The organism is Bifidobacterium sp. 7101, assembly GCF_000499285.1.
GTDB lineage: Bacteria > Actinomycetota > Actinomycetes > Actinomycetales > Bifidobacteriaceae > Bombiscardovia > Bombiscardovia apis_A.
In genome coordinates, this window is record NZ_AWUN01000003.1 from 59,306 (window position 1) to 80,856 (window position 21,551).

Genomic DNA, 21,551 nt, shown 5'->3' on the forward strand with positions numbered 1-21,551 from the left:
ATTCGTAAACGTATGCTTCTAATATGCTTGAGATACGTCTTCGGAGCAGGGTCCACTAATGCTGAGCCAATATTCGCAGCAGGGCAGGATGTGGATATGGCAGGATCGTAACCGGTAGGACTGTCTTGCTCAGGACCTTATGCGGGTTCTAGTTCGACTCGAGGTTTTCCGGCATCTTGATTATTGTCCTTCTTATCTGAAACCGGATGGAGTATGTCAATGGAATGCGTTGGGTCTTCACTGTAAGTGTTCATGATGGTTCTTCGTGGTTCGTCGGATCGGTGCTCTCTGAGCGATGGCGCGCAGGTGGCCAGTGGAATCTTGCAGTTGGGTTCTTCCCTCTTTCGAGGGAAGAACCCAACTTAGAGACGTATCAAGAATGTCAAAGGTCAGTCTGTTTGAAGATCCCTCAGTAGTGAATCGGTGTCAGTGATGGTGATGAGCGGTGTGAACAGGGCCATCGTATCGATTGCCAGCTTGTGGTTTTCCGGTGTGGATCCAGCGCAGGCATCTGCTACCAATCGAACGGCGATACCTTGGTCTGCAGCCGCCAAGGCGGTCTGCAACACACAGGCATCGGTTGCGACACCGCACAGGGCTATCTTCTGGGAACCTTTTATTGCCGCTTGCAATTCCGGCCCCCACTTGCCGAAAGTGCTGAGCGAGACAATTGGATGTCCCTTGGCGAGCTCGGCGGTCTCTGGTGTGAGGTCATACATGGGATCGTCGGAGGGGACCTGGAATTCCGGCCATTCATTCATATATTCCACCCATACGCCTTTTGGCGGCTGCGGCGCAATGTATCTGGTGTAAGCAACGCGGTCGCCGTATGCCTTGGCGAGACGGATGTAGTTCTTGTTGGTCTGATAGTAGGTGCCGTCGGAGCAGGCCCAACGGGACCACTCGTTGTGGGCGAATACCTCCTGGCGGTCAATCACCACCAGCCATTCATCATCGTTGATCATGATAATTTCCTTTCCCGTAGTGAAGTGTGGAGCGCATCCTTCTGCGCCCCTTTCGATTTCAGTCGATGCTCTCCTGACGACGGATCTCACCCTTCTGGAAGAGGAGCGTTCCGAGGAATCCGACAGCCAAGGCTATGATGACACCCAGGTTTGCTGCCGCCCAGGTCCCGTCCTTACCTCCGATGGGACCCAGTAGGTATCCCTGCCAGCTGAGCCAGTTGGCGGAGGAGTTCACCACCAGTCCCCAGCCAAGGAAGGTGGCGATGGTAAGGATGGCGAAAGCGGTGATGTTCCAAGAACCATATCGTCCCTCAGAGTGATAGAGGTCGGTGGTGTCATAGTCCTTCCGGCGAAGCAGAATGTCGGCTACGAACATGCCTGCCCAGGCGGCCATGGGTACGCCGAGGGTAATCAGGAAGCCTTGGAAGGGGCCGATGAATGTGGAGGAGAAGAAGGTTACATAGACCACTCCGATTACGGTCAGCACGGCGGTGATGGCCGCTGCGAGTGTCCGGGGGAGCTTGATGCCGAAGGAGAGCAGGGCCAGTCCATTGGAGTAGTTGTCCATGATGGCCCCGGCTATCAACCCCAGCACCGCAACGATGGTGAATGGAACCAGATACCAAGTAGGCAATATGCTGGCCATGGCTCCGATGGGGTCGTTGCCCACGTTTTCGGCCAGGCCTTTGTTGGAGACGGCCAGGAGCAGGCCGTAGACGATAAGGAAGATATTGGCGATGGAGGCGCTGAAGGTGGTCCAGACAACGATTCCTGTGTTGGAGGCGCTGTGGGGCAGGTATCGCGAGTAGTCCGCTGCGATGTTGACCCACCCCAGGCCAAAGCCTGTCATCACGAAGAAGCAGCAGCCCAGCATGGCCGGCAAGGAACCGGAGTGGGCGGAGGAGATGGCGGAGAAGTCGATATTGCCCCAGCCGATGATGAAGAAACCTGCAATTACGATCGCGGTGACGATGGTGATGATCTGTTGGAGGCGCATGATGAGGTCGTAGCCGTAAATGCCGGCAACCACAACCAGCCCGATGATTACCAAGGTAGAGATTATTTTCGGGCTTGCGCCTGATCCCCAGCCGAGTTTTTCGATGGTCGAAGACGCTGCCAGTACGGCCGTGGTCGTTAGAGATATCTCCCACCCTAGTGTGGCTATCCAGGACATGACGGCCGGCACTTTTGCACCTTCCACGCCGAAAATGGCCCGGGTGAGGACCATGGTTGGGGCGTTGCCGCGCTTGCCTGCGATGGAGATGATGCCGACAAGCAGGAATGAGATGACGACACCGGCAATGGTGGTTAATGTGGCCTGCCAGAAGGAGATGCCGAATCCCAGTGCCCAGGCGCCATAGGACATGGCCAGTACTGAGATGTTGGCGGAGAACCATGGCCAGAAGAGACTTGATGGCTTGCCCTTGCGCTCAGACTCGGCAATGGTGTCGATGCCTTGGGCCTCAACGCTCAGGGCTGAGCCTTTGCCGGTTCCTTCTTCGGATGCACTGTGCTCATTCATGTTGATTCCTTATATCTTGTGGTGTTCGTTGACGGATTGTCTGACGAACGCCATGCTGGTGTTGATAAAGTCTTGGATTTTCTGTGATGTGGGCGGGTGGCCGGATCGGCTTTTGTTGCAGACAAAGCTGCGGCCGGTTTGGCGTAGGGGTTTGTTTCGGGTCGGGGCACCACTTGGATGGTTTAGTGCAGAGCAACCCATGTATGGCAGTCGCCTGCCTTTTGGTATCCAGAGGGATGTGGAAGGGAATCCAAGGATGTCTCGGACCTGGCTGCCCAGACAGAGCTAGTAACCGTAAGGACCGATTTGCACAATCAGAGCCGAGTCAAGGGTTTGGCACAGTTGTGAGCAGGCAGCTGTGCCGCCGTCTTCTGTTTCGCCTGTATCAGCCGGTTATTCCATACCGACTTTCTACGCGATGATAAATACTTCACCATGGCTGGAGGACCAGATGGGGAATTAGACCACCGGGGTCCGCAGAGCCGTATCTTCAGCCTTACCAAACACTGGTGAGGCATCGAAAATCGTTGCGAGGTGTCTTTGACTCGGGTGAGACCGAAGGAATCTGAGCAGCGCCTGGGCACTCCGGTGCACCAAATTGCGCCTCGTGTTATGCCCGACTTTTGAGCAAGTTGAAGTTTTAAGGAGGGTCGATCACCGTTCAGCGGTTCACCTGCTTCGATCCGTTTGGTGAAACGGCCTGCCACGCTCTGAGATTGGGGTCGGCGACCACTGTCGACCGGTTTGGACATCCATGTCATGTCTTCACTATTGTACAGGTTTATTTGCATGTTGGTTCCGGTTTAGTGAAGAGGAACTTCTGGAAAGTGTGCTCGTTGTTGTCTGATGCTGGCGCGCCACATTCTCTGTAAATACTGTATGGAAAAGATGAAACTCAACGAAGGAGTGCGAAGTGACCATACCCGGTACCTTTATAGAGTCTCATCGATATCCGCAACATGCTTTGCTCCAGGACCTCGTCTTGCCGATGGAACGACCTTGCCGCGGATGGAGTGAAAAGACAACTGTTGCGGTCCGGCATGCATCCAGGCGATTCTGGATGCCGAAGGACTTCCTGTACCGACTCTCGACACTTTGTTGGCTGAGGGGATTGAGAGCGGAGCCTACGATGTCGCCAAAGGGTGGGTATTGAGGGGTCTTCTCGAATTGGGATGTTCCTATGGCTTGGATGGTGAGGTTTTCACTGAAGTCCCAATCGGTTTTCTGGAAGGTCTACCCGCAGTCCACGTTGCTCATATAGTCTCTGTATTTTGCAACTTACGGCCACTTGGTCGTATTTCGTGGCACTTGGGCGTCTAGCACAGAAGGTGAAGTCTGCTGCTGCGATGATCCTTCAACCCAGGGAGCTACTGTCGAAGAAGTGGAACGGACTAGATTTTGGTCAGGTTTATCCGGTCGTGCGCTCATCTTGAAAGGGCGAAAGCCTGGCAGGGGTTGCGTTCGGTTATTGAGGATAAAGCTTAAGAAGCATATCTTGTTACTCGAAGACCCATCCAGTTTCTTTGACATTGCCAATGTTTGTCCGCATAGGAATTCTGAACGATATCTGGGTTAGGGCCTGAAGAAGTAGCGAAGTAGGACGGAATCGCCGTTGCCACCAAAGTCTTCTTTCTCCCAGTCGGATCGCTCCAACTAGCGCTTGCATTTCTGTTGGCCTATTATGCAGCAAATCGACCATAGCCTGGATCGTTTTGGGAATAGACTACGTAGTTCTAATCAGTCACCGCTGGGAATACCTCATATCATCGAGGAGAATATGGATGCTCTGTACTATCTGGTGAAAGCGGGAAAAGTACGTTACCTGGGAGCAAGCGCCATGTACGCCTGAAATTCTGGAAATAATGATACGTGGCGGCAAGCCGCGGATAGGCTCCTTAGTTTTGATGCGGAGCCATATGGACCTGATCTATTCCCTCTGCCAGGACGGGAACATCACCATCGCTCCATACAGATCCTCTGCCTGGACGTCAAAATCGGACAAGGGTCTCAGCTAGGGGAGCGTTCATAAAGTCATATTCCTCGGGTCTGTGACCGTCTACTTGACTTTCGCAACTGGGAAGCTTCGATTGCGGCGAGACTAACGAACACTGTTGTGCTGTTCCCTCCAAGTGATTGGAGCGATCCCGGTTTCTCTGGTGAAAGCCGCGCTGAATGAACTGGGACGCGTATATCCGACCCGCCTGCCAATCCGGGCAATGTCTTCCGTGGTTGATGAGAGAAGGAGGCGGGCCTGGTCCATTCTTTGCTCTCTGATGTACCTGGCCAGACTTGTGCCGGTCTGACGTCTGAAGGTGAGGCATAAACGTGTGCGTCCCACATACAGGGATTGGGCTATCTGATCGATGGAGAGGTCGCCGCCCAGATGGGATTTGATGTGGGTTTTGATCTGCTGGACCAGGTCTCGGTCGTGTGATGATTCGTGGCTCTGCTCAGGCGCGGAGGAAACCTGGGCCAACATTGCCATGAGGAGGTCGATGTGTGCTTTGATGAGAAACTCCGTCTGGCCCGGCCTTCCGGGGGACAACTTTGACATGGCGGTTAAAGCGGCCAGGGCAATATCGGATGGCCAGGGTTGGCAGAAGGCGTCAAAGAGTCCCTTGACCTGGCCAGGCCATTGGTTTTCCAACTCCATGAAATAGTCGGGCAGGATGCAGATGCTTCGGGTCCGCGAGCGGGAGCCTGCCGGCATACGGTTGGTGACCGAGCCCGCCTGTTGGACCAGGGAGACCATATTGTCCTCCTGCAACGTACACGGTTGCACCTCGTAAGGAACGGGGTTGGCTGCAGGGCTTTCATCCAAGATCAGGCAGGCGTAGTCGGTCATGGCGTACTCGCTGAAATCCATCTCGCGCAGGAAAGTGATGTCGTGCCATATGATCAGGCAATAAGGACCCACCGGATTGGCTTGGAATCTTCCCCGACAGATGTCGCCATCGACATGTCCTTCCAGTCCACCCGACCGGTGATGGAGTTCCATGCCAAGTTGCTCCACCTGGGGGCGGTACAGGGTCTGTATCTCACGGGATTCGGAGTCTATCGCGTGGTCTGTCATTGCGCACCTGGTTTCATCCTGCCGGCTTTGTGCCGATTTCGGCAGACTTTCGTTTTCGTTCGCACCTTTTATGGATTCATCCGTCGCTCTGTGACGGTCTTCCGGGCATTGACTTCTCAGATTACGTTCGATGGCAACGGACGGCAAGGGTTTTGAATGCAAATCAGGAGGAAAGGGATGACCACAGACCAGGTGGATTCGGTAAGCAAGCCGAATCCTACAGAAGATAAAGCACAGGGTGGGGGAGGCCGGCCTGGACAGGAGAGGTCGCATGGGCGTAGTTCCCTCAGGCGGCTGCTTGATTTCGCCGGCCCTCGCAAGGTGTTCTCCTATCTCGGCTGTGGTCTGTCCGCCCTCTCCACGATTGCTGGCCTTGGACCCTACATCTGCATATGGCTGGCGGTAAAAGACCTCCTCGCCGTTGCTCCGGGGTGGTCTCAGGCTAAAGGAATTGCCATATACGGATGGGCTGGATTGGGTTTTGCAGCGGCTTCCGTCATTCTGTACTGTGCAGGACTGTTGATGGCGCATCTGGCAGCTTTTCGGAGTGCCTCCAACATGCGTAAAGAGGCCGTAAGCCACCTGATGAGCCTGCCTCTGGGGTATTTCGACCTCCATGCTTCAGGCGAGTTGCGTCGCACCATTGATGGCTCGGCTGGCGATACCGAGAATCTGCTTGCCCATATACTTCCTGATGCAGCCGGCTCTTTCGCCATGATTCTGGGTATGCCAATACTGATGCTGATTTTCGACTGGCGTATGGGCCTGGCCTGTCTCTTCCCCATCCTGATTGCCCTGGTCTGCATCCGTGTCATGATGAACGATCAGGGACAGTCCTTTATGAAGGAATACCAGGATGCCCTGGTGCGAATGTCCAAGACGGGAACCGAATATGTCCGTGGCATTCCGGTGGTCAAGGTCTTCCAGCAAACGGTTTATTCCTTCAAGGCCTTCCATGAGGCCATTGAGCATTACAGCAGAATAGCCGGGAACTATGCCATGAAAATCTGTCACCTGCCTCAGACCATTCAGATGACGGCCCTGAACGGGACTGTGGTTTTCCTTGTTCCTGTAGCCATCCTGCTGGCTCCAGGGCAGAGTGACTTTACCTCTTACCTGACCGATTTCGCCTTCTATGCCGTCTTCTCGGGCATGGTTCCCACGGCCATGACCCGTCTGCAGTTCTCCAGTGAGTCCTTCAGCAAGGCTGACGATGCCTTGGACAGAATCACCGGCGTGCTCAGTATTGATCCCCTGACGGTAGCTGCCCAACCGAAACACCCGAAGTCGGCGGATGTGTCTCTGGATCAGGCGTCATATACCTATCCGGGTGCCAATCGTCCGGCACTGGACCGGATTGACTTCAAGGTGCCGGAGGGTGGGATGGTGGCCCTGGTCGGTCCCTCAGGAGGAGGAAAATCGACCTGTGCCAGCCTGGTGCCGCGCTTTTGGGATGTGGATTCCGGCAGGGTCGCCGTGGGTGGTATTGATGTCAGGTCCATCGATCCCCACGATCTGATGGGGCAGGTCGCCTTCGTTTTCCAGACCAACAGGCTCTTTTCGACGACCATCCTGGAGAACGTCCGCGCAGCCAGACCGGAAGCCACTCCTGAGCAGGTCATGGATGCGTTGAGAGCGGCTCAGTGCATGGACATTGTCGACAAGCTTCCTGATGGGCTTAACACCATGTTCGGTTCAAATGGAACCTACCTTTCCGGGGGAGAGGTCCAGCGTGTGGCCCTGGCCAGGGCGATCCTCAAGGAGTCTCCCATTGTGGTCCTGGATGAGGCGACTGCTTTTGCCGATCCCGAGAACGAGGTCCTGATACAGAAGGCGCTGACCAAGCTGACCCGGGTTGAAGGAGGCCGACGGCGAACCGTTCTCATGATTGCCCACCGTCTGTCGACTGTGGCGCATGTCGATCGAATCCTGGTGCTGGATGGGGGCCGCCTGGTTGAGCAGGGCACTCATAACCAGCTGCTTGATGCGCAGGGTACCTATGCCCGTCTCTGGTCTGATTACGAGCGGGCGGTCTCCTGGAAGGTCGACAACTCTTCGAAGGCTGTCGACAAAGCGGATCAAAATCCCGCAGGCTTCACTGTGGTTGAGGATCGCACCGTTCCCGGTACAGAGCCATTCGCTGCGGACTCGTCGACCGGTGATTCCGCCATCCAGAGGGAAGGAGGTGAGGCATAAGTGCTCGCCTCATTCAAGAAGAAGTACGCACTGTCCGACCAAGGTATGAAGATCGTGGTTCTGGGAACGCTGTGGACCACGCTGACCAATCTGATCATCATGGCGGGAACGGCCTTCCTTCTGCTGGTCATGAAGGTTTTTGTTGAGCACCTGACAGCAGGGGCGCCCCTGCCGGGGATCTTGCCCTACCTGGCTGGTCTCCTGGCTTTTGCCTTGGTTCTCTTCGGCTCCTCCTGGTTTCAATACAGTTATTCCTATGGCGCGGTCTTCAGCCAGACCGGAACGCAGCGGATTGACCTGGCCGAGAGACTGCGCAAACTGCCGCTCTCCTTTTTCGGGCGGCGTGACCTGGCTGATCTGACCGATACCATTCTGGGTGATGTGGCCACCATGGAGCATGCCTACGCCCATGCCTTGAGCCAGCTCTATGGTGCGGTCGTCTCATCCGTCCTGATATTCCTGTCCCTTCTGCCCATCAATTGGGCTCTTGACCTGGCTGCCTTCTGGAGTGTGCCAGTGGCCTTCGCTATCATCTTTGCCACTCGTGGATTCGTTGAAGCTTCGTCACGGCGCACGAGGCAGGCCCAGGTTCGGGTCAGTGATGGCATTCAGGAGGCGCTTGACTGCGTTCGGGAGATTCACGCCACCAACCAGGAGGAGAGGTATCTGGGCAGGCTCTTCTCGATCATCGATGACACCGAAGCCACCACAGTCCGAACCGAGATGACCAATGGCCTCATATTGAACTCCGCCATGGTGGTTTTGAGGTTGGGTGTGGCAACGACCTTCCTGGTGGCTGCCGGGTTAATCATTGAGGGCAGGATTGACTTCATGGTCATGTTCCTCTTTCTCCTGATGGTCTCACGGATCTATTCCCCGTTTGATCAGGCGCTGATGCTGGTTTCGGAGCTCTTCCAGTCCCAGGGTGCGGCACGGCGGATTCGTTCCATCACTGAGGAACCTGTGGCCGAGGGGAGTGCGGAATTCCGCCCCAATGGGCACGATATCGTCTTCGACCACGTTGCTTTTTCCTATCCTGCGCTTGCGGGTAAGGCGGTAGGCGAGCCGGTTCTTGAAGATGTGAGTTTCACCGCCCGGGAGGGGGAGGTCACGGCCCTGGTCGGCCCTTCGGGTTCCGGGAAATCGACCTGTGCTCGGCTGGCGGCTCGCTTCTGGGATGCTGCTGCAGGCTCCATCACCGTAGGAGGAGTGGATGTGAGCCAAGTGGATCCGGAGGTTCTTCTGCGCGACTATGCCGTGGTCTTCCAAGACGTGATGCTCTTTGATGACACGGTCATGGGCAATATACGGATGGGTCGGAACGGTGCTACTGATGAGGAGGTGTTGGCTGCAGCCAGGGCCGCCAACTGCGACCAGTTCGTCTCGTGCCTGCTACAGGGGTACCAGACGATGATTGGTGAAAACGGCTCCAGACTTTCCGGGGGCGAGCGGCAACGAATCTCTATTGCCAGAGCCATCCTCAAGAATGCACCGATTGTCTTGCTTGACGAGGCTACCGCCTCCCTGGATGTAGAGAACGAGACACAGGTGCAGGAAGCCTTGTCGCAACTGCTGGTGGGGAAGACCGTCATGGTCATTGCTCACCGGATGCGTACCGTCGAGCAGGCCGACAAGATTGTGGTTCTGGGCCATGGGTGCGTGGTCGAGCAAGGCTCCCCGCAGGAGCTCATGGCCGCAGATGGTGAATTTGCGCGGATGGTTCGTTTGCAGGGGGCGAGCGCAGACTGGTCCTTGTAGAGGGGGCTTGGATCGACTCTTGGCATCGCCAAACGGCAGAGAAGGACAACACTACATCATAGGCAGTCAGATTATTTCCGAACAAACTGAGGAACTAGTGGCTGAATGCGAGATTTCATTCCAAAATTGATTGTTCCTAAGGCTGTTCCGAGTAAGCTTGAACTGTTTACATTTATGTTGCTGACTTTATCAACGCACAGTATAAAGTTTTAATTTATAAGTTTTAATGTAAGCTCACATGCTTCACAAGGAGGTGGCTTTACAAAGAGAATTGGATCTGACTGAGCCTCTTCTGCCGCTCGAAACAAGCCATGAAATTTGATCAGCATCATCAAAGGTAAGTTTCGCTGGACAATCAAGCAGCTCGGACATGTCGAAATTAGCCTGGTGGCGTCTGCGAAAGGTGGCACGGTGAGACGCTTTATGGATAGATCGATACTGAGGCTCAACAATCGCCTTGAGTTGGTCTTTCTGTATTTGGGCTGCTTTCTATTGGCTGGGTTTTTCGTGTATTTGAAACACCAGGCGGATGATTCGGAAGTGTTGATGAGTTACATCAAATTCATGATCGAAAAACGGCGCGCTTTCGTTCTGGGATTTTCTGCGTTTGTGTTGGTGTTTCTTTATCAATTGGTGACAAAAGCCGGAACTGAGGTCAGATGCCGGGTACTGGTGGGGGATACGTTGAGGCAGATAAAACTCAGGTATCTTGTCGAATGCCTGATATTGCTCGGCATTTCTTTCTTGCTTTCGACTGTGGTCCATCTGCTGTTGGGCTTCGAGATAGTCGATAGCTTCTATGTGCTCCTGGCCCTGGCCGCATACGTACTGTTGAGCGCTGTGTTCTTGGGGGCAAGATGAAGGTTTTCCGCTTCTTTCTGACTCGTGTATTTCTCAGGAAACCAATCTTTGCCATAGGTGCACTGATCTTGTTCTTGATGGCCAACTACATGGCATTCCTGACAGCTCATAGTGTCTTGTCCACGCGTGAGGGATACCAGCAAATGGCGCATTTTGACAAGGAGGGAACATTCGTAGCGAACCTGGATCCGGATTCAGATTTTGGTAACAAGGACATCTCAAAAGCATCGATTCAGAAAGTCTACGATCGTCTGGACAGCCGATATCACTACGCGCTCTATACGGACGGAATGATGACCAATCTGGCCAATGGGCGCGGGGTTAAGGTTCCGGTGAGTTATATGAACCAGCGATATAACGACCTGGATGGGTTTCCCATTGCTCAAGGACGCGGGTTGAAGTTTGATTACAGCCTGGGGCGGAAGGATGCGATTCCCGTGTTGGTGGGCGAGGGACTGGCCGACGACTATCCACTTGGCACGCAATTCAAGATGTATGACCCTGCCCTGCTGCGAGAAGTAAGGGTGAAGGTCGTCGGTGTTATCGCCGAGAACTCGGTGCGTTCAAACTTCTACGCGCTTAATTCGAAGAAGTACTATAACTTTTCAGTAGTTGTGCCCGTCACCACGGCTTTCATCAAACAGGCCGATGTCAGTTTTAATATCAACGCGCTCAACGATCTCGTTCTATCTGATACCGATCGTGCGGACGTGTCCGAATTGGGCGATTACATCGACAAGACGATTGGGGCCAAGTTCAACCTTTACAGTTATCAGGACAACATTGACTATTACAACGAATATTTGTTCTCTTCTTTGCGTTTTCTGACCGTGGCTTCCGGTGTACTGCTTATTCTCATCGTTTTGCTGTCTGTCTTGAGTGCACTGATCAGTGTGCGGGTAATGATGCGTGATTTCACGATCAACCTCATGGTGGGGCTGAGCTATGGCAGACTTCGTCGGCTTTTCTACGCATATTATGCGGGTCTTTCCTTAATTGCATTGCTTGCTGTTTTCGCCATGGCAGCTTATTCGCGGCATAGCTACTGGCGAAAGAAAGATGCATTCTTAATGACCTATGGCTTGTGTGGAATGATCAGGATGGACTGGCTGGCCTTACTTGTCGCGTCGCTGTTCGATTTTCTTCTGGTTGCTATGCTCGCTCAATTGACCACCTGGAGGCTCAGGCGTGTTCCTATCTCATTGGGGGTGCTGCAATAATGGACAAGGTCATTGATCTCAACCTGGATCATAAAACATACAGGAAGGGCTCATCTTCAGTCACTCTTCTTGAACATTTCTCGCTGACAGTCACCGAGGGCGAGAAGGTCGCAATCGTTGGAGAGTCTGGCGTTGGCAAGAGCACATTACTGAACATCCTCGGTCTGCTCGATACACGCTATGAAGGCTCTTACAGGCTGCTGGGCAGATCCGCGCGCACGCTGTCCGACCTCGAATCGGCCGCATGGAGAAACGAGAAAATCGGGTTCGTCCTGCAGGAATCAGCACTTATCAGCTCCTTGAGCATCGCGGACAACATCAGGCTGCCCCTGCTTTACGCGCGGACACCGCGCAAGGGGGATTCTCGAAGATTCGACCAGGTGGTGGACTCTTTAGGCATCGGGTCGATACTGAGCAAAAAACCGCTTGAATGCTCCGGAGGGGAAAAATCAAGAGCAGTCTTCGCCCGGGCCATCATTATGAACCCCGAGGTTGTTTTTGCCGATGAGCCCACTGCCTCACTCGATTCGGAGAACCGGTCGAGGATCATCGCCCTGCTCTTTGCCCTGAACCGCGATTCGGGATCCACAATCGTCACCGTTACCCATGATGCCTCACTGGCTGACCAACATGATCGAATCATCAAACTTCAACGAAAGGACTAGAGCATGGGTTTCTGGATTATGGTATTCGAGGCTTTGCTCGGGCTGGTGCTTCTAATTCTGGGAGTCGTTCGGGGCAAGAATGACAAGCGCTGGTTTGCGCTGTGCATATTGGGCGTAGCATGCCTGGCGTTCGCCGTTTGGCTTGCCATATGAGCAGCCGGTGAAACAATGCCGGTGGCCGGCATCGAGTGAGTATGAGTAGCGGTTGCTGACGGGAGGGGAGCAGCAGATAGCTTATTGGGAGAGCCAAAGAGATTCCGAATTGCCATGGCTGATCGAATTAATGAGTGAGTTTTGCTTCTTTCCATGAACATGCAGGAGATACTGTTGATTCGCTTGATTCGCCAAAGATTTGAGATACCTGTTCCTCTTTAAATCTGTAGACAGGTGCTTGAGCATTCGGTCCTAACAGCTAGCGGTTCTGATGCCGATATATTTCAATCACCACTGGTGGTACTCTTTTCGAAGAGTGTCTGGCAGGTTTGGCCGCTCAATGCAATGAAACTTTAACGAACCGCTGTACCTACCATAAAGGGTGGCACCAATGAATGCTGCTATAGAACTTGGCAATCTGGTTAAAGAGTATGAAACACCGGCAGGGGTTATCAAGGCGCTGGACCACCTTGATCTAATTGTCCCTGAAGGAGGTATCTTTGGTCTGTTGGGCCCTAACGGTGCTGGAAAATCAACAACGCTCGAAATAGCTGTCGGCTTGAGAAAACCGACTTCTGGAACTGTCAGCATATTTGGCAGGAATCCGCAGACCGACTCGCAGTGGGTACATCAGCGGGTTAGTATTCAACCCCAGGAGTCCACTATCTTTCCCCAGGAAAGAGTGGGCGAGATACTGTCATTTTGGGCCAGTCTTTATGATCACCCGCGCGACGTGGATCAAGTCGCAAAATGGATGGGCCTGGATGAATTGCTGCTCCGCAAGGTGGCGAAATTATCAGGTGGACAAAAACAGCGTCTGAACGTTGGTCTATCCATCATTGGACGTACGAAATTAGCCATACTTGATGAACCTTCCACTGGTCTTGATGTAATGGCTCGAGACAACCTTTGGAAGGTGCTTAGGTTTCTGGCTGAAGAAGGTACGACGATTGTCCTATCGACACATGATCTAGATGAAGCGCGAGTTCTCTGCCACGAAGTAGCAGTGATAGATCATGGTCGGTCTGTAGCCCAAGGCAGTCCAGAGGAACTCATAAGGAAACATGTCAAGGGAACGTTAATATCCTGCCAAGTAACACCAGATGGAATATTGGACCTTGTGAGCATGCTTCGAACTTTTGGCGAACCGGAAGTTATTGATAAGACAACCATCTCAATACGTGCCGACGATACGGATCCTGTTATTGCTGTGCTGTCGAGCAATCCTGCGGTTTCCCAATTACGTATGAACGAACCAAGCCTTTATGATGCCTTCGTGAAATTGACCGGGCATGATTTTGAATAATTGATAATACTCATTTTTGTTAGGACTCCAGATGATAGAAAAAAGGCACCTTCGCCCCCTCTTGGCGCTGCAGACTCGTGAACTAGTCAGGAACACTTCGTATTTTATTTTTGTCATAATTTTCCCTTTTGGCATGGCGGGAATGTTCCTTCTCATGTCCGAGATGATGAAAGGGCAGGCTGATGCTCCGGATTTCAGCCCATTTGTCATGCCCATGGCGCTCTTTCTGGCAGTGACCGGTACAGCTTTGACCATGACTGCAGGTCCTTTGGCCGAGGTCAGGCAATCAGGAGCTCTTCGGGTATTTTCAACAACGCCTATTCGAAAAGCAGACTATTTGATGACGTATCTGGCTGTAAGGCTCATTATGGCGACCGTGCAGATCCTTGTCATAGTAGGCGCTTCGGTATTGCTGAATCTGCTTCCGTTTAGGGATATTGGTCGGGTTTTTGTCGTGTCCTTATTGGGACTGGTCATGTTTCTTGCCTTGGGGTATTTAATGGGTGGGTGGCTTTCGTCACCGCAGTTGGCAACCAACTTGGGAGCTCTCGTGCAACTGTTGGCTTTGTTCCTCAGTGGCCTGGCCATACCCTTCGCCATCCTTCCGGATTGGTTGACGAATGTTATCAGATGGATTCCGTCGACTCTCTTTGGAGATCTCATTTTCTGGGCATCAAAAAATCCCCTGCAGCAAACGGGCGCTATGCTTTCAACCTCCATTGTGCTTGCTGTTACTGCAGTGCTTGTGTTTTTGGCGGTTCGTGGTTTCAAATGGGATGTGGAGTGAGTTTGGAGCCCGAAGTGTCATTGATTAAAAATGTTTGAAAGTTAAAATATTCAAGCAAGTCATAAGTTATCCATGCCACCAGCCATAGGACAGTTGGAGGGCCAAGCTCGGTTTTTCTCTTGCTTATTTGTCCATGTCTTGGACTGCCACACCATACTCTGTTGTTTTGATTTAGCTCGTCCACGCTACCCTCAGCGCCTGCGGTTATTTCTCCTGATATGAATCTGATCTTGCTGTCAGCCGGGCGGCGGGGCCGCTATCATGAGAGCCGGAACAGGATCGAGCGGGTCCTTCGGATTGGGGCCCGATGAAGGAATGCGTACATGGCGGATATGGTTGACAATCACAATGACGACGAAGGCCCGGACCTGGGCAGGACCTACCACAGCGGTCCGGTCATCATGCGCGGGCCCATGATTCCCGAGGCGGATGCCAATGCTGGGTTGCTCTCGTCGGGTGGCGATACGGACTGGCTGCACATGGATCCTTGGCGGGTGCTGCGCATCCAGGCTGAGTTCGTCGACGGGTTCGGTGCGCTGGCGGAACTGGGTCCGGCGGCAGCGATCTTTGGGTCAGCGCGGACCGGCAGGGATGATCCCACCTATGCGGCTGCACGCAAGATGGGCGGCGACCTGGCCAAGGCCGGTATGGCGGTCATCACCGGGGGAGGGCCAGGCATCATGGAGGCAGCCAACAAGGGCGCAGCTGAGGTCGGCGGCAAGTCCGTCGGTCTGGGCATCGAATTGCCCATGGAGCAGGGACTGAACCGCTGGGTGAATTTGGGTATCACCTTCCGCTACTTCTTCGTACGCAAGATGATGTTCATGAAATACTCCTCGGGCATCATCGTCTGCCCCGGTGGGTTCGGCACCCTGGATGAGATGTTCGAGGTACTGACCCTGGTGCAAACCCATAAGGCACCCAGCATGCCCATCGTCCTCTTCGACAGGGCCTACTGGCAGGGACTCTTCGATTGGATCTCGGACACGGTGAAGCAGCGGGGCATGATTTCTGATCTGGACCCCGATCTGGTCATCCGCACTGATGATCCTGATGAGGCTGTCGAAGCCATCCTACGACACCGTGCCTGAATGGTAGGTGGGCGGCAGTCAGTGGGCGCGGGTGGCCATGATCATGCCCGTGCCGACGGGCAGCAGGCAGGATTCCCAGTCATTGTCTTTGCTTATGGCCTCCATGATGGTCCGTAGGGTGGTCGTTTTGGCGGATCTGTTGGCCGGGTTGAGCACGCCGCCCTTGTCTGGGTCGTCCAGCAGATCGAAGGCATCCGTGAAGATCAGCTGTCCCCGGTCCTTGAGCAGACGTGGGGCCTGGTCCATGACCTGTTGGTAGTTGTCACCATTGCCCGAGACGACGATAAGGTCGTAGTCGCTGGGATTGAGCCTGGGGAAATAGGTCCTTGCAGCCGCGTTGACCGCCCGCAGCCTCATGCCTGGATGGACTTTCTCCATTCCTGCGAATATTTTTTTGACCAGAGAGGTGCCTTGGGCTGTGGAGTCAACGGCGGTGAACTGGCCATGGCCATGCAGACCCGTCATCAGGCGCAGGGCTTCGACCACGGAGCCGTTGCCCACCAGGATGATGGATGCCGGAGCGTTCCGGCCGGCCAGGAACTGCAGAAAGGCGCCTTGAGACCTGGAACACTGGGCGAATCCGGCCTCCGAAGCCTTGTCTCGCAAGGCCTGCAACTTGTCGGATTCGACGTTCAGAGCGCTTGCCTCGGCGAATTCCCATCCTCTGGCGATGTTGTTGTACGAGGTTTTGTCCATGCTAACCATGGTAACGACTAGAGGGCACAAGCCTGTCGCCTGCTCACGCTGGCCTGTGTATGCATGAGTTTGGCTACTCCTTGACGGCTTCGACCAGCTTCCACATCTCTTCGCCCACGTCAATCCCTCTGGGGCAGGGTCGGGTGCAGGCCCGTATGGACTGGCATGCCTGGATTCCGTCCACCTGGTCAATGGCCTCAAGGCGTTCCTGCCGATGACTGTCGCGGGAATCGTTGATGAATCGAGCCGCTGCTATCATGGCCGCCGGGCCGGCAAAGGCCTCACCGCCCGCATAAATAGGACAGGCGCCCTGGCAGAGCCCGCAGGCGATGCAGGTGCTGAGCAGTTCGTACCGGGCCAGCTCTTCAGGAGTTTGCCGGTATTCTGACGCTGGTTCTGCGTTGGCTGCCTTTGTCTGGGCTGCTTGGCTGCTATCAGCAGAGGAATCATCATTGATCAGATAAGGCTTGAAGCGTCGAATTTGGTCAAACATGGCATCGGTGTCCGCTATCAGGTCTCTGAGAGGGGTGAAGCCGGGAAGCGGGCGGATCTCTACTACTGAAGATTCTGCATAGCTTGATGTTTCAGTAGGGTGTGGTGTGTCAGTATGGCTTGTAGCTGCTGTAACGGTTGCGGTTTCCGTAGGATTTGTAGCCGAGAAGTCTGTGGCCGTCGAGTCTGAGACCGAATCCGAATGCGATAACGACGGGGATACGGCCGTTTTGGAGGTCGCTGTGCCGGTGCGACGGAAGGCTGGAGGCTGCTGATCCTGCGGATTTCCAGTAGCTACACCGGGTGTGGCGTATGCGTTCGGCATGGTTTTGGATGCGGAAAGGCAATCGGCGATGGTTGCTGTGCAGAGCAGATCCGGACGACCGTTGATGAGCACGGCATCCGATCCGCACATGCCATGTCCGCAGGAGTACCGGAAGTTCAGTGTGGGGTCCACCTCCCGCTTGATCTGCAGCAGGGCATCCAGAACAGTGCGCTGTGGGGCAATGCGGATCGTATACTCCTGCGTCCAGCGGCGGCCTCGGGCCCGTCGGTTGCCAGCTGTGGCAAAGGGGTTGCTCTTGGCGAATGGGTTGGTTCGTGCCGGGCGCTCTGATTGGGGTCGTGGGGTGAACCGGGCTATTCGGAAGGTCACCGGACGGGGATCGCGGTCCGGTGCAGGTGCCTTGGATCCGTCTGAGCCGGTGGACTGTGATGTCACGGTTGCTCCTGTCCTTGCTCGGGATATGGCCCGATGCCCATTGATATGCGCGGACTCCATCCTAATCCCTGACTGACCAGGTTCGGTGTCGAACAGGTGCCTGTCTGACCAGATTGGATTCAGAGTCCATAATCGGGGTCCATCAGTAGTTGCGGCCCTTGGGAGGCATGTCGACGATATGAACAGGCTGCCAGGAGACGTCTTCATTAGCATCGATCATGGTGTGAGCCAGATAGTGTTCGTCATCGCGCTGCGGAAAATCGCGGCGATGCAGGGCGCCGCGGGATTCCTGACGTTGCAGACTGGCATTCAACACAGCCCGGGCCAGTGTCAGCAGGTTGTCCACCTCCATGATGGCGGTGACTTCCTGGTTGAGTACTGCTGTCTCACTGTGCGCACGTAGCTGTTTTGCATCAGTTTCCAGTTGATCCAGACCGCGCAAACCCTTTTCAATGCTGCCCTGATCGCATCGGACGGCAACGGCCTCCTCCATCAGCCGTCCTAGTCGGCCCATCAGCGCATAAGGGTTGTTCAGGCTGGCCTCGTCACCGGGGTCGGAGGCTTCGCCTTGGTCGTCAGCCAATGCTGGTTCCGAGGGTTCGCCGTTGCTTGCGCCAGCCAGCAACTCGTCCAGGAAGGCCTGACGCTTTTGCAGAGCTTGTGTGAGCGGAGATGTGTCGGTCGTGTCGTTTGGCTCATCGGCTTTGGATATGGCGGCGGCGATGGTCTGCCCGGTCCTGGTGCCAAAGAGGCAGGCGTCCAGCAGGGAGTTGCCGCCCAGTCGGTTGGCTCCGTGAACGCTGACACAGGAGCATTCCCCGGCGGCGAACAGTCCGTCCACGATTCGACGGTGGCCATTCTGCCAGCGGTAGACGCGACCACGATCGGTAATGGGAATGCCTCCCATAGTGTAGTGGGCGGTGGGTTTGACCGGAACCATGTCCACAGTGGGATCCAGGTGGGCATAGCGATGGATGGTCTCGGTGACCTGGGGGAGTAGGGCGGTCATGCGCTTGCTGTCAATGCCGGTCATGTCCAGCCAGACGCAATCATGAGGCCCGTCCGGGTCCGATGGATCGGCCACTCCTCGGCCTGCATCAATCTCGGCCATGATGGAACGGCTGACGACATCCCTGGCGGCCAGGTCGCCGTGTCCCGGTGCGTAGTCCTGCATGAAGGCCCGGCCCTGACTGTTCCTGAGCACGCCGCCTTCTGCCCGGGAGGCCTCAGAAAGCAGGATGCCAGTGTGGCCCAGGCCAGTGGGATGGAATTGGATGAACTCTACATCCTCCAGCTGCAGACCGGCCTGTAGTGCGAGCGCCATGCCATCGCCGGTCAGATCCCAGGAGTTGGAGGTCGTATGGAAGAGCCGGCCGGCCCCGCCCGTGCACAGGACGATATTGTCGGCTTGGATGGCTTGCAGCTTGCCGGCGTGAGTGTCCAGGACGATCAGTCCACGGGCCTGGCCGCCGGATTCCTCATCAACGGGTGGGTCAACGACCAGGTCGGTCACATACCATTCCTCAGCGAACTCGACTCCCAGACGCAGGCACTGCTGCCAAAGGGCGTGCAGGATCTGATGGCCGATACGGTCGGCTGCGTAGGCTGCTCTCCTAACTGGATGGCCTCCATAATCGGCGGTATGGCCGCCAAACTTCCGCTGGGCGATGTGCCCGTCTTCAGTTCTTGAGAAGGCCACTCCGTCATGCTCCAGTTCGATGACGATGCCCGGAGCCTGCTCGGCCAGAATCCGCACGGCATCCTGGTCGGCCAGCCAGTCGCTGCCCTTGACGGTGTCGTAGTAGTGCCAATGCCAGTCGTCCTTCTCCTGATTGCCCAGACTGGCCGCAATGCCGCCCTCCGCCGATCCGGTGTGGGATCGCAGGGGCTGCAGCTTGGAGACAACCAGGACCTTTGGCAAAGAGCCGTTCCTGTTTCCGTCGCTCTCCAGAGCTCTGTACAGTCCCAGAGCCGTCGACAACCCGGCCGCTCCGGCTCCGACGATGACGGCATCATAGCGGTTTCTGACCTTCTGCGGATTCATACCATCGATACTGTCACGACCTATTGATACCGGCAGCCCCACCAGTGCATGTCTGCTTGCGTGGGCAAAATAGGTCGTATGACCGAGCTTTCCTTCTCCCAGCAGGTTTATCAGGTCGTCAGGCGGATTCCTCGCGGCAAGGTCGCCACCTATGGCCAGGTCGCCTCCCTGACTGGTCATCCGTGCAACGCCAGGTTCGTGGGTTATGCACTTCATGACAATCCTGAACCTGGGGTGATTCCCTGTCATCGCGTGGTCTTTCGTGATGGTTCTCTGGCCCCGGGATTCGCCTTTGGCGGTCCTGAACGTCAGCGTCAGCTGCTGGAGGATGAGGGTGTTCATTTTGTTCCTCCCCGTAGCGATGAATCTGCTGGTGCAGATGGCTGGGTGGTTGATTTGGATCGCTGTCGCTGGAAGGCCTGATTCATTGGATCTTCAGCTACGACGCATCCGTCCTGCAGCCTGATCAGGCCACGAATCTCCAGGGACCCCAGTAGTTGCATCAGATGCCTGACTGAGAGCTCATGCCCCTGATTGGCTAGCTCAGCGCGAAGCTGCCCAGTCATTGGCGGACCTCCCTGACGCTGGTAGGTGCGGATAGCTGCCAATACGGTTGCCTCTCCCTCGGTTAGACGATCGTCGTCGGTTTTTTCATATTCATGGTCCTTATCTGGACTCGATGACGGGGTTAAAGGATGCTCTTTGTGCGGAGAGCGACTCGAAAGCCCACCTCTATCTGTCCGGGGTTGTTTGACTGTGATTGAGGACGGTTGACCGCCATGTATTGTCTGGATCGGATGATCGGAGTCAAGCGGTGGTATGCGCTGCCTGGGCTGTCTGCTTGCTTGGTGCTCATGATCTTCGGTGGTTTTGACTGAACCGCCGGTTCCTCCTTGGACTGGCTTGTCAGGGTGGATAGGTGCATGGGTGGGATGGCAGATCTCTTGGATGTCGGATGCCGATAGGAGCAACTCCGCCTTGCCCTCATGGATAAGTCGGTTGCAGCCGGTGTTTTCCGGCTGATCGATTCTGCCGGGGGCAGCCAGCACACGACGGCCCAATTCCACGCCCCAGTTTGCTGTATTCAGTGCGCCTGATCGGTGCCGTGCCTGTGCTACTACGATATCGGAGGCCAGGGCTGCAATGATTCGGTTGCGCAGCAGGAACCGACGCGCCTCGGGGATGGTGTCAGGGGGTAGCTCGCTGATCAGTGCGCCGCCATCTGTCTCAATGTTCTCGAACAGACGGCTGTTGCGTTTGGGCCCCATATGCCGCAGGCCTCCGGCAAAAACGGCTACTGTGCGTCCGCCGCCGGCGGCCAGGGCTCCCCAGTGGGCTGCGGCGTCCGTGCCCATGGCTCCGCCGGAGACGACCAGGTGGCCTTGGCTGGCGGCCTGTCTGGCAATCTGGTGGGCGATGGACCGGCCATACTCGTCGCAGGCCCTGGACCCGACCACGGCCAAGGGTTGATCACAGCAGATCAATGCTTCAGGATCGCCACGTCCCCATAGACAGAGGGGAGGGGCCCAGTCGGATCGGCGTGCCAGGTCATCCACCTGGCCTGGCCAGCAGGAATCACCTGGGGTCATCACCCAGAATTGGCCTCCACCAGTCATCATGGTCCGTACTTGGCCAGTGTCCATGGCCAGCAAGGGCGTCAGGCGTCTTCGCCAGGTGTCGCTGGTCTTGTGGAACCGGATGAGGTCCTCAGGCCTTGTTTGTCGTCCCCACCGAGCCGTCCCCTTCAGAAAGCGTTCGTCCAGACTGACGCGAGCCGCGTCATGAGGGTCGTCGCCATCCGGCTGATTCGGCGCTCCCAACTCGATCAGGTTTCGGCACAGGTCGGCCGCCTGGTCCGAGCCCAGCAGGCAGGCAATCATGAAGGCATCGGGGCCGTCTGCCGCCAGAGTCAGCACAGCCCTGGCAAGCCAGTCGTTTTCAACCATGGTCATCGGTCTCGGCTGGCCGTCGGGCATGGTTCTCATCAAGGGTTCGGCCATC

Annotated in this window: 17 protein-coding genes; 10 read left to right on the forward strand and 7 right to left on the reverse strand. The window is 55.5% G+C overall.

Annotated features, from left to right (window positions below):
* Window positions 1–389 precede the first annotated feature (389 nt).
* The 3 genes from P272_RS0104955 to P272_RS0104965 form a co-directional block, all read right to left on the reverse strand.
* The gene (locus P272_RS0104955; RefSeq protein ID WP_029678442.1) at window positions 390–965 is read right to left on the reverse strand and encodes a cysteine hydrolase; all 576 of its coding nucleotides are present in this window, start codon (window positions 963–965) and stop codon (window positions 390–392) included.
* A gap of 58 nt (window positions 966–1,023) precedes the next feature.
* Window positions 1,024–2,487 (reverse strand): purine-cytosine permease family protein, encoded by a 1,464-nt coding sequence (locus tag P272_RS0104960; RefSeq protein WP_029678443.1) that lies wholly within the window; start codon window positions 2,485–2,487, stop codon window positions 1,024–1,026.
* 2,098 nt (window positions 2,488–4,585) lie between these two features.
* Complete coding sequence (locus P272_RS0104965) at window positions 4,586–5,560, reverse strand: helix-turn-helix domain-containing protein (protein ID WP_029678444.1); 975 nt, start codon at window positions 5,558–5,560, stop codon at window positions 4,586–4,588.
* A 177-nt stretch (window positions 5,561–5,737) separates the two neighbouring features.
* Here P272_RS0104965 and P272_RS0104970 point away from each other — a divergent pair, with 177 nt between their 5' ends.
* From P272_RS0104970 to P272_RS0105010, 9 genes are all read left to right on the forward strand, one after another.
* Complete coding sequence (locus tag P272_RS0104970) at window positions 5,738–7,756, forward strand: ABC transporter ATP-binding protein (protein ID WP_029678445.1); 2,019 nt, start codon at window positions 5,738–5,740, stop codon at window positions 7,754–7,756.
* Window positions 7,757–9,514 (forward strand): ABC transporter ATP-binding protein, encoded by a 1,758-nt coding sequence (locus tag P272_RS0104975; RefSeq protein WP_029678446.1) that lies wholly within the window; start codon window positions 7,757–7,759, stop codon window positions 9,512–9,514.
* 318 nt (window positions 9,515–9,832) lie between these two features.
* A complete protein-coding gene (locus P272_RS0104980; RefSeq protein WP_029678447.1) occupies window positions 9,833–10,375 on the forward strand; it encodes a hypothetical protein in 543 nt (180 codons plus the stop codon).
* Between the two features lie 77 nt (window positions 10,376–10,452).
* Complete coding sequence (locus P272_RS0104985) at window positions 10,453–11,595, forward strand: ABC transporter permease (protein ID WP_172636713.1); 1,143 nt, start codon at window positions 10,453–10,455, stop codon at window positions 11,593–11,595.
* Window positions 11,595–12,260, forward strand: a complete 666-nt coding sequence (locus tag P272_RS0104990) for an ABC transporter ATP-binding protein (RefSeq protein ID WP_029678449.1) — start codon at window positions 11,595–11,597, stop codon at window positions 12,258–12,260. Before P272_RS0104985 ends, P272_RS0104990 begins: the two co-directional genes overlap by 1 nt.
* 3 nt (window positions 12,261–12,263) lie before the next feature.
* Entirely contained in the window at window positions 12,264–12,413 is a 150-nt protein-coding gene (locus P272_RS09290; protein ID WP_154312449.1) for a hypothetical protein, read from the forward strand.
* Window positions 12,414–12,804: 391 nt separating this feature from the next.
* On the forward strand, window positions 12,805–13,719 hold the full coding sequence (locus P272_RS0105000) for an ABC transporter ATP-binding protein (protein WP_029678450.1): 915 nt from the start codon (window positions 12,805–12,807) through the stop codon (window positions 13,717–13,719).
* A gap of 31 nt (window positions 13,720–13,750) precedes the next feature.
* The gene (locus P272_RS0105005; protein WP_029678451.1) at window positions 13,751–14,506 is read left to right on the forward strand and encodes an ABC transporter permease; all 756 of its coding nucleotides are present in this window, start codon (window positions 13,751–13,753) and stop codon (window positions 14,504–14,506) included.
* Between the two features lie 323 nt (window positions 14,507–14,829).
* On the forward strand, window positions 14,830–15,597 hold the full coding sequence (locus P272_RS0105010) for a TIGR00730 family Rossman fold protein (RefSeq protein ID WP_029678452.1): 768 nt from the start codon (window positions 14,830–14,832) through the stop codon (window positions 15,595–15,597).
* Window positions 15,598–15,615: 18 nt separating this feature from the next.
* Here the strand turns inward: P272_RS0105010 and P272_RS0105015 are convergent, their stop codons facing one another.
* The 3 genes from P272_RS0105015 to P272_RS0105025 all read right to left on the reverse strand — a co-directional run bounded on the left by P272_RS0105015 (window position 15,616) and on the right by P272_RS0105025 (window position 19,550).
* On the reverse strand, window positions 15,616–16,293 hold the full coding sequence (locus P272_RS0105015; RefSeq protein ID WP_029678453.1) for an O-methyltransferase: 678 nt from the start codon (window positions 16,291–16,293) through the stop codon (window positions 15,616–15,618).
* A gap of 73 nt (window positions 16,294–16,366) precedes the next feature.
* Window positions 16,367–17,299, reverse strand: coding sequence for a succinate dehydrogenase/fumarate reductase iron-sulfur subunit (locus tag P272_RS0105020; protein WP_441293858.1), 933 nt, complete (start codon window positions 17,297–17,299; stop codon window positions 16,367–16,369).
* Window positions 17,300–17,648: 349 nt separating this feature from the next.
* On the reverse strand, window positions 17,649–19,550 hold the full coding sequence (locus P272_RS0105025) for an FAD-dependent oxidoreductase (RefSeq protein ID WP_029678455.1): 1,902 nt from the start codon (window positions 19,548–19,550) through the stop codon (window positions 17,649–17,651).
* A 78-nt stretch (window positions 19,551–19,628) separates the two neighbouring features.
* Between P272_RS0105025 and P272_RS09110 the strand changes: the two genes are divergently transcribed.
* Window positions 19,629–19,973, forward strand: coding sequence for an MGMT family protein (locus P272_RS09110; RefSeq protein ID WP_081709054.1), 345 nt, complete (start codon window positions 19,629–19,631; stop codon window positions 19,971–19,973).
* Here the strand turns inward: P272_RS09110 and P272_RS0105030 are convergent.
* On the reverse strand, window positions 19,889–21,550 hold the full coding sequence (locus P272_RS0105030) for a DNA-processing protein DprA (RefSeq protein WP_052323203.1): 1,662 nt from the start codon (window positions 21,548–21,550) through the stop codon (window positions 19,889–19,891). The two genes, P272_RS09110 and P272_RS0105030, sit on opposite strands and share 85 nt — an antisense overlap.
* Window position 21,551: the final 1 nt, after the last annotated feature.

Excerpts from the sequence above, each read along its gene's own strand:
- P272_RS0104955 (WP_029678442.1), bottom strand. The coding sequence starts at position 965 with ATGATCAACGATGATGAATGGCTGGTGGTGATTGACCGCCAGGAGGTA.
- P272_RS0104960 (WP_029678443.1), bottom strand. The coding sequence starts at position 2,487 with ATGAATGAGCACAGTGCATCCGAAGAAGGAACCGGCAAAGGCTCAGCC.
- P272_RS0104965 (WP_029678444.1), bottom strand. The coding sequence starts at position 5,560 with ATGACAGACCACGCGATAGACTCCGAATCCCGTGAGATACAGACCCTG.
- P272_RS0104970 (WP_029678445.1), top strand. The coding sequence starts at position 5,738 with ATGACCACAGACCAGGTGGATTCGGTAAGCAAGCCGAATCCTACAGAA.
- P272_RS0104985 (WP_172636713.1), top strand. The coding sequence starts at position 10,453 with ATGGCCAACTACATGGCATTCCTGACAGCTCATAGTGTCTTGTCCACG.
- P272_RS0104990 (WP_029678449.1), top strand. The coding sequence starts at position 11,595 with ATGGACAAGGTCATTGATCTCAACCTGGATCATAAAACATACAGGAAG.
- P272_RS09290 (WP_154312449.1), top strand. The coding sequence starts at position 12,264 with ATGGGTTTCTGGATTATGGTATTCGAGGCTTTGCTCGGGCTGGTGCTT.
- P272_RS0105000 (WP_029678450.1), top strand. The coding sequence starts at position 12,805 with ATGAATGCTGCTATAGAACTTGGCAATCTGGTTAAAGAGTATGAAACA.
- P272_RS0105005 (WP_029678451.1), top strand. The coding sequence starts at position 13,751 with ATGATAGAAAAAAGGCACCTTCGCCCCCTCTTGGCGCTGCAGACTCGT.
- P272_RS0105010 (WP_029678452.1), top strand. The coding sequence starts at position 14,830 with ATGGCGGATATGGTTGACAATCACAATGACGACGAAGGCCCGGACCTG.
- P272_RS0105015 (WP_029678453.1), bottom strand. The coding sequence starts at position 16,293 with ATGGACAAAACCTCGTACAACAACATCGCCAGAGGATGGGAATTCGCC.
- P272_RS0105025 (WP_029678455.1), bottom strand. The coding sequence starts at position 19,550 with ATGAATCCGCAGAAGGTCAGAAACCGCTATGATGCCGTCATCGTCGGA.
- P272_RS09110 (WP_081709054.1), top strand. The coding sequence starts at position 19,629 with ATGACCGAGCTTTCCTTCTCCCAGCAGGTTTATCAGGTCGTCAGGCGG.
- P272_RS0105030 (WP_052323203.1), bottom strand. The coding sequence starts at position 21,550 with ATGGCCGAACCCTTGATGAGAACCATGCCCGACGGCCAGCCGAGACCG.